Source organism: Micromonospora sp. DT41, from assembly GCF_049841715.1.
Classification (GTDB): domain Bacteria; phylum Actinomycetota; class Actinomycetes; order Mycobacteriales; family Micromonosporaceae; genus Micromonospora; species Micromonospora profundi.
Genome location: NZ_JBNCKU010000013.1, coordinates 103,090 through 115,225, shown reverse-complemented (window position 1 = coordinate 115,225; position 12,136 = coordinate 103,090). Strand labels below are relative to the sequence as shown.

The 12,136-nt window shown below is 69.7% G+C and carries 12 protein-coding genes; 11 read left to right on the top strand and 1 reads right to left on the bottom strand.

Going from position 1 to position 12,136, the window contains the following annotated elements:
- Positions 1 to 120: 120 nt before the first annotated feature.
- Genes ACLQ23_RS23660 through ACLQ23_RS23640 form a run of 5 tightly spaced genes read left to right on the top strand, consistent with a single transcriptional unit; the run spans position 121 to position 5,601 of the window.
- Entirely contained in the window at positions 121 to 372 is a 252-nt protein-coding gene (locus ACLQ23_RS23660; RefSeq protein ID WP_355596146.1) for a hypothetical protein, read from the top strand.
- A 1-nt stretch (position 373) separates the two neighbouring features.
- Complete coding sequence (locus tag ACLQ23_RS23655; protein ID WP_355629455.1) at positions 374 to 1,153, top strand: SDR family NAD(P)-dependent oxidoreductase; 780 nt, start codon at positions 374 to 376, stop codon at positions 1,151 to 1,153.
- Between the two features lie 46 nt (positions 1,154 to 1,199).
- Positions 1,200 to 2,561, top strand: a complete 1,362-nt coding sequence (locus ACLQ23_RS23650; protein WP_355629458.1) for a RidA family protein — start codon at positions 1,200 to 1,202, stop codon at positions 2,559 to 2,561.
- Complete coding sequence (locus ACLQ23_RS23645) at positions 2,558 to 4,333, top strand: CocE/NonD family hydrolase (protein ID WP_425881094.1); 1,776 nt, start codon at positions 2,558 to 2,560, stop codon at positions 4,331 to 4,333. The genes ACLQ23_RS23650 and ACLQ23_RS23645 overlap by 4 nt, the downstream gene beginning before the upstream one ends.
- 5 nt (positions 4,334 to 4,338) lie before the next feature.
- On the top strand, positions 4,339 to 5,601 hold the full coding sequence (locus ACLQ23_RS23640; RefSeq protein ID WP_355629464.1) for a PucR family transcriptional regulator: 1,263 nt from the start codon (positions 4,339 to 4,341) through the stop codon (positions 5,599 to 5,601).
- Here ACLQ23_RS23640 and ACLQ23_RS23635 read toward each other — a convergent pair.
- Positions 5,576 to 6,712 (bottom strand): flavin reductase, encoded by a 1,137-nt coding sequence (locus ACLQ23_RS23635; protein ID WP_355596156.1) that lies wholly within the window; start codon positions 6,710 to 6,712, stop codon positions 5,576 to 5,578. The genes ACLQ23_RS23640 and ACLQ23_RS23635 overlap by 26 nt on opposite strands.
- Before the next feature lie 118 nt (positions 6,713 to 6,830).
- Here ACLQ23_RS23635 and ACLQ23_RS23630 point away from each other — a divergent pair, with 118 nt between their 5' ends.
- The 6 genes from ACLQ23_RS23630 to ACLQ23_RS23605 all read left to right on the top strand — a co-directional run bounded on the left by ACLQ23_RS23630 (position 6,831) and on the right by ACLQ23_RS23605 (position 12,104).
- Positions 6,831 to 7,931 carry an LLM class flavin-dependent oxidoreductase gene (locus ACLQ23_RS23630; RefSeq protein ID WP_355596158.1) on the top strand — a complete coding sequence of 367 codons (1,101 nt, stop codon included), beginning with the start codon at positions 6,831 to 6,833 and terminating at the stop codon, positions 7,929 to 7,931.
- A 4-nt stretch (positions 7,932 to 7,935) separates the two neighbouring features.
- Positions 7,936 to 8,484, top strand: coding sequence for a carboxymuconolactone decarboxylase family protein (locus ACLQ23_RS23625; protein WP_355629467.1), 549 nt, complete (start codon positions 7,936 to 7,938; stop codon positions 8,482 to 8,484).
- Positions 8,481 to 9,275 (top strand): alpha/beta fold hydrolase, encoded by a 795-nt coding sequence (locus ACLQ23_RS23620; protein WP_355629470.1) that lies wholly within the window; start codon positions 8,481 to 8,483, stop codon positions 9,273 to 9,275. The genes ACLQ23_RS23625 and ACLQ23_RS23620 overlap by 4 nt, the downstream gene beginning before the upstream one ends.
- Complete coding sequence (locus ACLQ23_RS23615) at positions 9,272 to 10,222, top strand: NAD(P)-dependent oxidoreductase (protein WP_425881093.1); 951 nt, start codon at positions 9,272 to 9,274, stop codon at positions 10,220 to 10,222. The genes ACLQ23_RS23620 and ACLQ23_RS23615 overlap by 4 nt, the downstream gene beginning before the upstream one ends.
- Positions 10,219 to 10,590: a VOC family protein gene (locus ACLQ23_RS23610; RefSeq protein WP_355629476.1), complete on the top strand. Its 372-nt coding sequence runs from the start codon at positions 10,219 to 10,221 to the stop codon at positions 10,588 to 10,590. The genes ACLQ23_RS23615 and ACLQ23_RS23610 overlap by 4 nt, the downstream gene beginning before the upstream one ends.
- 92 nt (positions 10,591 to 10,682) lie before the next feature.
- Positions 10,683 to 12,104, top strand: coding sequence for an amidohydrolase family protein (locus tag ACLQ23_RS23605; protein ID WP_355629478.1), 1,422 nt, complete (start codon positions 10,683 to 10,685; stop codon positions 12,102 to 12,104).
- Positions 12,105 to 12,136 lie beyond the last annotated feature (32 nt).

Genomic DNA, 12,136 nt, shown 5'->3' with positions numbered 1-12,136 from the left:
GGCACCACACCCTCGAGCTCGAGAAAGCCAGCGCGGTGTCGACATCCCCTACCGACGCTCGCTGTGAACGCCTGCGTCCGGACGTCGGTCCGACACCGCGCCACCCCTTGAGAGGAAGCCATGGAAGTTCCCAAGTACCTGGAGAACGCGACGACCGACGATCTTGTCCGGATGATCGCGGGCCTCGCGGAGGAGTTGTGGGTGACCAAGGACCGACTTCTCGTCCTTGAGGAGATCCTCGCGGGCAAGGACCTGCTGTCGGACTCGACAGTCGACGAGCACCTGCCCTCCGAGCAGTTGCAGACAGTGCTCCAGCGTGAACGGACCCGCCTCATCAAGCGCGTTTTCGGCGCGCCGGAAATGGACCACTGACATGACTGCTCTCATCGACCCCGCGCTGCGCTCCACGCTTGGGCAGGCCCTCGGCCTCACCGGACGCACCATCGTCGTCACCGGCGCCAACTCCGGCATCGGGCAGGCTCTGGCCCTCGGCCTCGTCGAACTCGGCGCCAACGTCCTCGGTGTCGCCAGGCGTGCGGAAGGACTTGCCGCCGTCGCCGAGCAGGCCGGCCCCTCGTTCGCGTACGCCATCGCCGACGTCACCGACGAGGCTGCCGTCGAGGCGGCGATGGACCGCGCCGTCGAGACCTTCGGTGGTCTGCACGGTGTCGTCGCCAACGCCGGCATCGCCGTCGTCCAGCCAGCACTCGACGTCAGCGCCGACGACTTCCGCTCCGTCGTGGACACGAACATCAACGGCGTGTTCATCACGGCCCGCAGCGGAGCCCGGCGGATGACCGAGGGCGGCTCGATCGTCCTGACCAGTTCGAGCTTCGCCCGCCGTGGCTTCCCCGACTGGTCGAGCTACAACGCGAGCAAGGCCGCCGTGTCGATGCTCGCCGAGACCCTCGCCGTCGAGTGGGCGTCGCGCGGCGTACGCGTCAACGCGATCGGGCCGACCGCGACGCTGACACCTGTCAACGAGGCGCTCTTCGCCGACCCGGGCTTCACCGCGTCGGTCGTCGCGGGCATCCCGGCCGGCCGCATCCTCGACGCCCGTGAGCTCATCCTGCCCACCGCGTTCCTGCTCAGCCCGCTCAACGAGATGGTCCTCGGCCAGACGCTGATGGTCGACGGCGGCCAGACCCTCTGAAACGGCTTCGAGACGGCTTCGAGCACCACAACCCTGGAGACCTCGCATGACCCAGAACAGCCCCCGCGTCGTCCACGACGTACCCGACGCGTCCTTTCCTGACTGGTACCCGAGCAGCCCGGTAGTCACCGCCGGCCCGTTCGCGTTCACCGCCTCGATGAGCGCCACCGACTTCGACAACGGCGGCCTCGCCGAGGCAGCCCAGGCCGAGCCCGGCCTGCCGCTGCACAGCGGCCACCCTGTGAAGAAGCAGGTCCGCGAGGTGTACCGCCGCCTCGACTCCGCACTCACCGTCGCCGGGTCGAGCCTCGAACAGGGCGTGTGCATCAACCAGTGGCAGCCGACCTTCCACACCGACGGTCACCTGGACCCGGAGTGGACGCCGCGCTACCAGACCCACTGGGAGGACTGGCGTTTCGTCGCGCACTCCTACATCCAGGGCCGCGACGAGTTCCTGCTGTCCGACCGTCCGGCGAGCTGCCTGCTGCCCGTCGAGCGTCTGCTCGCCACCGACACCCACGTCGAGATCCAGCTCATCTCGCTGCTCAACGACTCCGGCATCGAGAAGCGGGCGTACGCGCACGACGTCCACAACCCGCTCGGCGGCTACTCGGTCGGTGTCGAGTCCGGCCCGTACCTGTTCAGCGCCGGCTTCATCCCCACCGACTTCGAATCCGGTCTGCACCCGAACGCCAGGGTGCCGCAGCACATCTGGTACGGCAACCAGGTCGCCGCGGAGACCGACGAGACGCTGCGCCAGATCCGCATCACGATGGAGGCTGCCGGCGGGCAGTGGAGCGACGTCATCAAGGTCGTCATCTACCTGACGCCCGAGGGCGTCCGGCAGTTGCCCGCCATCGACGAGGTCTGGGCCAAGCACTGGCCGACCGAGCCGCCGGCGCGCACCATCGTCCCCGTCTCCGGCATCGGCGGAGTCAAGGGCGGCAACGTCGAGATCTACGTCATCGTGGCGCGCCCCGAGCACGGCGGCGACCGCCACATCGTGCACACCGACAACGCGCTCGCGCCCATCGGGCACCAGGTCCAGGCGGTCCGCAGCGGCTCCCTGCTGTTCCTCTCCACCCAACTCGGACGGACCGCCTCGGGTGCGCCCGACAGCGCCCTCGCCCGGAGCCTGCCGCACACCCGCCGGCACATCGTCGACCAGGTGCGACGCATCCACGACGACGTCGCGGCGATCTGCACGGCCGCCGGGACGTCGATCGAGAACGCGGTCCGCGCCGACCTGTTCCTGTCCGACCTCGAAGACGTACCCGCCGTCTTCCAGGCCTGGCCGGAGCCCTTCACCAACGGGCTGCCCGCCGCCGGGTTCTACGAGATCCCCAAGGGCTTCCAGGAGGTCCCCGGCTGCGACCTCAGCGTCGACCTCATCGTCCACATCCCGTGAGCAGCGAGGCGTACCGGGCCGTGACCGAGACCAACGCCCGCATCGACGAGGTCCGCGACGGCATGCGGATCCTGTGGGACGTCACCATCACGATGGACGACGGCCTGCCACTCGCCGCCGACGTGTTCCTGCCGGAGCAGCCCGGACAGTATCCGGTGCTGATCAGCTACGGCCCGTACGCCAAGGGGCTGCCCTTCCAGGAGGGCTACCCCACGGCGTGGGAGGCGTTGTCGAGCAGCCACCCCGACGTCGTCGAGGGCAGTTCCTGCGCGTACCAGAACTGGGAGGTCGTCGACCCGGAGAAGTGGGTGCCGCACGGCTACGCGGTGGTCCGGGTCGACTCCCGGGGCTGCGGTCGCTCGCCCGGCTACATCGAGCACTTCTCCGCGCGCGAGACGGCTGACTACGTCGCGTGCATCGAGTGGGCGGCGAACCAGCAGTGGTCGACAGGCAAGGTCGGCACCTCCGGGGTGTCGTACTTCGGGATGAACCAGTGGCAGGTCGCTGCGGAGCGGCCCCGTGGCCTGGCTGCGGTCTGCATCTGGGAGGGCGCGAGCGACTTCTACCGCGACGCGTCCCACCACGGCGGCATCCTGTCGACGTTCTGGGAGCACTGGTACGACAAGCAGATCAAGGTCGTCCAGTACGGCCTCGGTGACCGTGGCCCGGTCAACCCCATCACCGGGCTCAACGTGTGCGGCGACGAGACTCTCAGCGACGACCAGCTCGCCGCGAACCGCAGCGACTTCGGCGCGATCATCCGCTCCCACCCGCTGCTCGACGACTGGTACCGCGAGCGCTCCGGCGTGCTGGAGAACATCGAGGTGCCGTTGCTCAGCGCGGGAAACTGGGGCGGCTCCGGGCTGCACCTGCGCGGCAACGTCGAGGGCTTCCTGCGCGCCGGCAGCGCGCAGAAGTGGCTGGAGATGCACGGCCTGGAGCACTGGACGACGTACTACACGGACTACGGGCGACAGATCCAGCTCGCGTTCTTCGACCACTTCCTCAAGGGCGTCGACAACGGCTGGGACCAGCGCCCGCCGGTGAGTCTGCTCGTCCGCTCACCGGGCGAGGTCTACGAGGAGCGGGTCGCGTCCGCGTGGCCGCTGCCCGAGACGGCGTGGCAGCGCCTCGAACTCGACCCCGTCCGGCTGGACCTCGTCGAGAAGGGCGACGCCGCGGCGGGATCCGTCGAGTTCTCCGGCGAGCAGGACGTCACGTTCCGGCTCCCGGTGTCGGACGTCGATCGCGAGGTCAGCGGCCCGGTCTCGGCGAAACTGTTCGTGTCCACCGACTCGGACGACGCCGACATCTTCCTCACCGTGCGGCTGTTCGACAGCGAGGGCAAGGAGGTCACCTTCGCCGGTGCCGTCGACCCCAACGCGCCGATCAGCATGGGGTGGCTGCGCCTGAGCCATCGCGAACTCGACGAGGTCGCCTCCACCGAGTGGCGGCCGATCCACCCGCACTCGCGCACCCTGCCCGTCGAGGCGGGCACCGTGTACGAGGTCGACGTCGAGGTCTGGCCGACCTGCATCGTCGTTCCCGCCGGTCACACGCTCGCGGTGACAATCGGCGGCCGGGACTACGAGAACCCGGAGCTCAAGGACGCGGTGACGATGTCCAACTTCAAGAACGCGATGAAGGGCTGCGGGCCGTTCCTGCACGACGACCCGATCGACCGCCCGGCGCAGCGGTACGCCACACGGGTCAGCATCCACTGTGGAGGCGACCACCGATCGAGCATCCTGCTGCCCTTCCAGGAGCGCTGATCGTCGTGTCCGCGGACTCCGTGGGTCTCCCGCAGCTTCCCCCGTGGCTGCGGGAGGCCCTACGGTCTGCCGTCTCGGCGGAACTGGTCGAGCGGGTCGTGGCAGTCGACCTCGACGCGGCCTTCGACCATCTGCGCGACGACGAGGAGTTCGTCGCGCAGTTGACAGCGAGCGTCACGGAGAACGTGCGCACCCTGCACCGGGTGGCGATGGGCGAGGTCCGCATCGAGGAACTCGACCTCGTGCAGCCCCGACGCCTCGCCGTGGTCCAGGCCCGGCGGCGCGTCGTGCAGGCATCACTGCAACTGTCGTACCGGGTCGGATTCCTCACCGTCTGGCGGGACTGGGTGGCCCGCCTCGACGCCGTCGAGACGGACCCGGTCCGCCGGGGCGAGGGCGCCCGCCTGCTCACCGAACTCGTCATGGCCTACCAGAACGCGGCACTGGCCCAGGTCGCCCGGGAGCACATGCTCTCCGAGGAGAGCCTCCAGCGGTCGCGGGACCACCTCCGCTTCCGGCTCGTCAAGGACCTGCTCAGCGACGATCACGTACCGGACAAGTTCGAACTGCTCGGGCTCGGCTACGACATCGACGCCGACCACATCGCAGTGGCCACGCGTGGCGATGCCGGTGGCACCGACTGGGTGCGACGCGCCCAGAGCGCCTGCGCGGTGACGGACGTCCTGCACCACCCCGAGCAGGACGGCACCCAGGTGCGCTTCCTCGCCCGCCGCGCGTGGACCGCCGAGGCGCGGACGGCACTACGCCGGCTGCTCGTCGAGGGCGGTATCGCCGCCGAGGTCAGCGCACCCGCCCGGGGTCTTGAAGGGCTGCGCCACAGCTACGGCCAGATCGGGCGGATTCGTCGGATCCGGGAGGCGTTCGCCGGGAAACACCGACGCCACCAGCTCGCCGGTGACGGCGTCCTCGAATACGCCGACGTCCGCCTGGAGGCGATCTTCCTCGACGACCTGCCCATGGCGGCGCAACTCGTCGAGGAGGAACTAGCGGCCCTCAGCGGTAGCGGCAGCGGGCTCGACGTGCTGCGCGAAACGCTGTGTGTCTGGCTGCGCGAGCGCAACTACGCGGCGACAGCGCGCGCCCTGCACCTGCACGAGAACACGGTGCGCAACCGCATCCACCGGATCGAGGAGATGCTCGGCCACGACCTCCAGTCCCGCCAGGCCGAACTCATGCTCGCGCTACGCCTGCACGACCTGCTCGCCGGCCTGGACGAGACCGTCATACCGATCCGCCGTGTGAGGTGAGCAGTTCCCGGGCCCGCTCGGTCGCCAGCACCGCGTACTGCCGCATCGCCGTCTTGACGGCGTCCAGGTCACGCTGCTGGTAGCCGCCGACGATCCGCTTGTGGACGTCGACGAACTGCGAGGAGCTCTTCCGGGTCTTCCCGAAGCTCTGCGCCATGATCGTCGGCATGGCAAGCGCCTCGTACTGGGCGATGGCGCGCCGGTTGCCCGACAGGCCGACGAGGAAGCGGTGGAACCTGTCGTTGGCGGCGAGGTACGCGTCGAAATCGGTGAACTCGTCGTTGAGGATGAACCCGCACAGTTCGCTGCACAGCTGGTCGAGGACGGCAAGGTCCTCCCCGGTCACCGAGCCGACCGTCAGATCGGCGATCCCCGTCTCGATGATCGCGCGCGCCTCGAACGCCTCAGCGGCGTCGTCGACGGTGAAAGGTGCGACCCGGTGGCCGTAATCCGTCGACGTGACGAGCCCTTCCCGGCGCAGCGTCGACAGTCCGGCGAGGACGGCGGCCGGCTCGACGTCGAGGCGTCGGGCCAGCTGCGGGACGTCGATGTCGTCGTTGCCGTCGATCTCCCGCGCGAGGATCATGTCCCGCAGCCGCTGGTACACCTGGTTGAAACGGTCGAGGGTGAGGCCACCGAACCCGCCGCGGAAGTACGTCAGGGGCAGGCCCTCGCGCGCCTGCGCGTCAAGCGCCCTACCGATGAAGATGCTGTGGCTGCCCGCCTGCACAGTGTCGGACACCTCGCACTCGATCGAGGCGAGCGCGTCGGTGAGGACGGGATTGCCGAGGACACCCTCGTGGGTGCGTACGCCCGTGAACTTGTCGTCGCTGGGGCGGGCGAACTGTAGCGCCAGCTGCTCCTGACCCTCGCCGAGGATGTTGAGGCAGAACGTGCCCGCCTCGGCGATGCTGCGCTCGGTCGGTACCGAGCGGTTCACGCACACAAGCACCATCGGCGGGTCGAGCGACAGGGAGGTGAGCGCACTCACCGTCATGCCCGCGCGTGCCTGGACGCCTCGCGAGGTGAGGATGGCGACGCCGGTGGCGAAGCAGCCGACGACGTTGCGGAAATGGTCACGGTCAACGTGTGGCGTCCGAACGACGGTCATGGACCCGAGTCAACCTCCGAGGGGAGGGCAAGACAATCACGCCTTCCCACAACCTGCCCCGGTCAGGCTGTGGGAAGCCGTAATTGTTCGGGGATTGACCAGCGGATTGACTGATCTCGTGAGACTCGGATACTTCGCCATGCCGCTGCACCGTCCCGGACGCCTGTGGACGGAGACCCTCCATGAGGACCGTGAGGCGGTCATCCTCGCCGATCGGCTCGGTTTCCACGATGCCTTCATCGGTGAGCACCTGACGGACAACCTTGAGAACATCACCAACTCGATGCTGTTCCTCGCGACGCTTGTCAGCGACGCGCCACGGATCAAGCTGGCGACCGGGACGACGAACCTGTCCCACCAGCACCCGGCGCTCGTAGCGGCGAACGCGGCGATGTTCGACCACCTGACTGGTGGCCGGTTCATCTTCGGCATCAGCCCGGGCGCGCTGCCGTCGGACGCCGAGGTGCTCGGCATCCTCGACGAGGACCGCAACGCGATGTTCGCCGAGGCCATCGAGGTCATCCTCAAGATCTGGGAGGGCGAGCCGCCGTACGACATCGTCTCTGCCAGCGGGCGCTTCAACGTCTCGACGCGGCGGTCGATGGACCTGCCGCTCGGCGTGGGCTACCTGCCCAAGCCCCTGCAGAGCCCGCGTCCGGAGATCGTCGGCACCGTCGTCGCGCCGTTCTCCAAGGGTGTCGTGGAGATGGGCCGCAAGGACTTCCACCCCCTGTCGGCGAACTTCCTGCTCCCGCAGTGGGTGGCCACGCACTGGGGCAAGTACGTCGAGGGCAAGCAGGCCGCCGGTGTCGAGGCGGACCCGGCCGACTGGCGGATCGCGCGGACGGTCTTCGTCGCCGACACCGAGCAGGAGGCCCGCGCGTACGGGCGCGACGACGCGAACAGCCCCTACCGCTTCTACTACGAGCAGATGCTGCGCAAGATGACCAAGCTCGGTCGGCTGGGCCTGTTCAAGCGCGACCGCAACGAGCCGGACGAGGCCATCACCATCGAGCGGGTCCTCGACGACCTCGTCATCTGCGGTACGCCCGAGCAGGTGGCCGAGCAGCTCGTCGCCTTCCAGGAGGAGACCGGCCCGTTCGGGGAACTCGTCTACGCCGGCCTCGACTGGGTCGACGAGAAGCTCGCGCGCCGGTCGATGGAACTCATGGCGACCGAGGTCATGCCGCTCGTCGAGAGGCACGGCAGCGGTGCGTGACCGGATGCCCCAGTTGCCGACGGCGGTCCTGACGCCGGCGCAGCAGGAGGCGGTCGCGGCGATCAGCGCCGGGCCACGGGGTGCCCTCTTCGGGCCCTTCGTCCCCCTGCTGCGCAGCCCCGGTGCGATGGTCCGACTCCAGGAGGTCGGCGCGTACCTCCGGTTCGGGTCCAGCCTGCCCAAGGCGGTTCTCGAACTGGCCATCCTCCAGGTGGCCCGTGCCCGGAACCAGGCGTTCGAGTGGGGCTACCACTGCCCGCTCGCCCTCGACGCGGGTGTGCCCCGGGACGTCGTGGCGGACGTCGCTGCCGGCCGGGAACCGCGTTCGATGCAGGAGCCGCTGGCGACGGGCTACGCGATCGTCGCCCACGTGCTCGCCGACGACGCGATCCCCGACGAGCTCTACGACAGGGCGGTCGACGTTCTCGGCGAGGAGGGCCTCATCGACATCGTCGTGTGCGCGGGCTACTACACGACCCTCGCCATGGTCATGAACGCGACGGGGACGGACGCCGACGCGCTCGACCCGCCCATCGAGATGAGCGCGTCATGAGCGCCGTGGTCGTCGGTGGGCGCACCCTGCGGGAAGGTCCCGGCCCGACCGTCGTGCTGCTGCACCCGCTCGGCGCGGGCGCCGACTTCTGGACTGCGGCCGCCGCCGAACTCGACGGCGTCGGCGTGTACGCCGTCGACCTCCCGGGCCACGGTGGCTGCCCGGTCCCCGAGGACACCTACGACACGGCGGACGTGGCGACCGCGCTCGCGACGCACCTGCGCGGTCTCGGTCACGAGAACGTCCACGTGGTGGGGCTGTCCCTCGGTGGGCTGATCGCCCTTGAGCTCGCTGTGCACGATCCCGGACTCGTCGCCAGCCTCGTGGTGGCGGCAGCCGTCCCGACGTACCCGCAGGACTGGCGCGAGAAGTGGCGTGCCCGCGCCGCCGAGGTCGTCGGCGCGGGCATGGCCCCCTTCGTCGAGCCCACTGTGCAGCTGTGGCTCACCCCCGAGGCGCTCGCCGCCGACGGGCCCGAGGTCAGCTACGTACGCAACGCTCTGGCCGGCACCGACCCGCGCGGCTACGCCCTCGCGTGCCTGGCGCTCGCGACCGCCGACGTCACGCCGCGACTCGGCGAGATAACAGCGCCGACCATGCTCATCGACGGCCAGCTCGACGCGCCGCTGTTCCACGACGGCTCGGCCCGCATGGCCGAGGCGATCCCCGGTACCCGCCGCGCGATCGTCGCCGGAGCGCGGCACGCAAGTGCCCTGGAGTTCGCCGGGCCCTTCGCGCGGCTCGTCGGGGACTGGGTGCGCGTCGGCCACCTCGAAGGGAGCAGGCAATGACAGCGACGGCCCGACCGCGCGTCGGCTTCGTGGGGCTCGGCGTGATGGGCTCGGCGATGGCGGGCAACGTCCTGACCACCGGCGCTTTCGAGGTCGGCGGTTTCGACATCGACGCGGACCGGCGCCGGGCGTTCGCCGAAGCCGGCGCCGTGGCGTACGACGACCTCGCCGCGCTCGCCGCCGTCAGCGACATAGTGCTCACCTCGCTGCCGAGTGCGGCGGCCTTCGACGCCGTCCTCAACGGACTCGCCGAGCACGCGCGCCCGGGAACTGTCGTCGTCGAGACGAGCACCCTGGACCTGCGTACCAAGCTCGACGGTGCGGCCCGCCTCGCGGGGGCAGGCATCGAGATGCTCGACGCACCGGTGAGCGGCACCGGCGCGCAGGCCCGGACCGGCGACCTCATCGCCTACGTCAGCGGCGCGCCGGAGGCGATCGAGCGGGCCCGGGGCCTCGTCGAGGCGTTCACGCGCGCCCACTTCGAGCTCGGCGAGGTCGGCAAGGGCACCCTCATGAAGCTCGTGGCGAACCACCTTGTCGCTGTGCACAACGTCGCCGCGGCCGAGGCGCTCGGGTTCGCCCAGGACCTCGGCCTCGACCTGCGGCAGGTGCTGGCCGCCGTCGGGGACGGGGCGGGAGCCTCCCGGATGTTCGGGGTTCGCGGGCCCGACATGGTGCAGGGGCGCTACGAGCCGGCGAGCATCCGGATGGACGTCTTCGCCAAGGACCTCGAGATCATCGGTACGGCCGCGGCCGAGGCGGGCACCGCGACACCACTGTTCGACGCCGCACGTGCCGTCTACCGAGACGGTCTGTCCGACGGCCTCGTGGCCAGTGACACCGCCGTCGTGTTCGAGGTACTCCGCCGACAGCCACGCCCAAACGAACCGGCGCCCAGCGGGCGACGGGAATCCACGTCGACAAACGACAGAGAGGAACAGCCATGATCACCGGAATCCGCGGTGTGAACATCAAGGTCCGTGACCAGGACCGATCGGCGAGCTTCTGGACCGAGCAGGTCGGCCTGGAGGTCGTCAGCGACGTCGTCATGCCCGACTTCGCTCCCCGTCGGTGGCTCGAGACCGCCGCCAAGTCCCGCAACGCGGTGATGGTCCTGCACTGGCCGGTCTTCGACGAGGTGGAGTTCTACTCCGGCATCACCTTCACCTGCGATGACATCCACGCGACCTACGAGGAGCTGACCGCCAAGGGCGTCGAGTTCGTCTCCGAGCCGGTCCTGGCCAACTTCGGCTGGTGGGCGTCGTTCAAGGACCCCGACGGCAACGTGTTCGTCGTACGGCAGGAAAAGGGCTGAGCGGCGTCTAGGTCCCGCGCCCGCCGGGTCTCCGGCGGGCGCGGGCATCAGCGGGGACGACATCACACGACGGGGCTGGAAGGTGGTTGACGATGGTGGAACGTACGGTGATCCTTCCTCGCTGGGTGTACCTCGGCGCCGGTGAGGTACGCACGGGCGCGGCGGTGGTCGTCGAGGGCGATCGGATCGTTCAGATCCTGCCGGCCGAGCAGGCCGAGGGCATCGACGGCCGGCGGATCGAGCTGACCGACAAGGTCCTGCTGCCGGGTCTGATCAACATGCACACGCACGCGGGAGCCGGCCCGGTCGGCAGGGCCATCTCCGAGGACTACGAACTGCCGACGGGCATGCCGTTCTACGTGCCGCTGTCGCGGCTGTGGCGGCACGCGTACCGCGAGGAGCTTCGGGAGCAGTTCCGCGCGGTAATCGAGTGGGACGTCCTCGGCATGATGCGGACCGGAACGACGACGATCCTCAACCACGCGTCGACGGACATCGAGGGCTACCTGCACATCGCCGAGCGGGTCGGGGTACGCACCTTCGCCGGCCCGACGATCCCGCTCGACGTCACCCACCGTCTCGGGCAGCTCTCCGGTGGGCTGGAGGACCGCAAGCAGACCACCTCGGAGCAGGCCCAGTTGGCCGAGCTCGAAGAGCTGGAGCGGCTCTTCGGGGAGTGGGACGGCGCCGCGGACGGGCGGATCACGATGATCCTCGGACCGGCCGCTGTGCACACCGACGAGTTCAGCGTGCTCGCCGGGGTGGGCGCGGCGGCGCAGCGACTCGACTGCCTCGTCACGACGCACCTGTGTCAGGCGCCGAGCGAACTCGCCACCACCCAGGAACGGTTCGGCACGACCCCGCTGCGGGTCCTTCAGCGCGCCGAGCTGGCCAACGAGCGGCTGATCGCCGCGCACGGCACCTACCTGCCGGACGAGGACCGCCAGCTCGCCGCCGACACCGGGATCACCATCGTCCACTGCGCCTCGCGCAAGGCGAAGGAAGCTGTCATCTCGCCGTCGGTCTCCTTCATGGACTCGGGCATCTCCGTCGCGCTCGGCACCGACGGCTTCAACTGCGACATGGTCGAGGAACTGAAGTTCACGGCGATGCTCGGCAAGATCGGCGTCGCCCAGTCGCACCGGCCGACGGCCGCCCAGGTCGTCGACCTCGCGACGAGCCACGCCGCCTCGGTCCTGCGCCGCCCGGACCTCGGCGTCATCAAGGAAGGTGCGCGGGCCGATCTCATCGGCGTCGCCATCACCGACCCGTCGATCGCACCGGCCCTGGACGTCGTCCAGTCCCTCGTCTACTACGGCAACGGCCGCGACGTGCAGTTCGAGATGGTCGACGGCGCCGTCGTCATGGAGGACGGCACCTTCGTCGGCGTCGACATCAACGGCGTTCGCGCTCGTGCGGAGGCGGCCCTCACCTCGATCTGGGAGTCGGCCATCGACGCGGGGGTCGTCAACGAGGTTCTCCCGAGCATCAACCGGTCGCAGGCGCTCGCCTAGCTCCGCCGGCCCGGGCCCTGCGCCCGGAACCC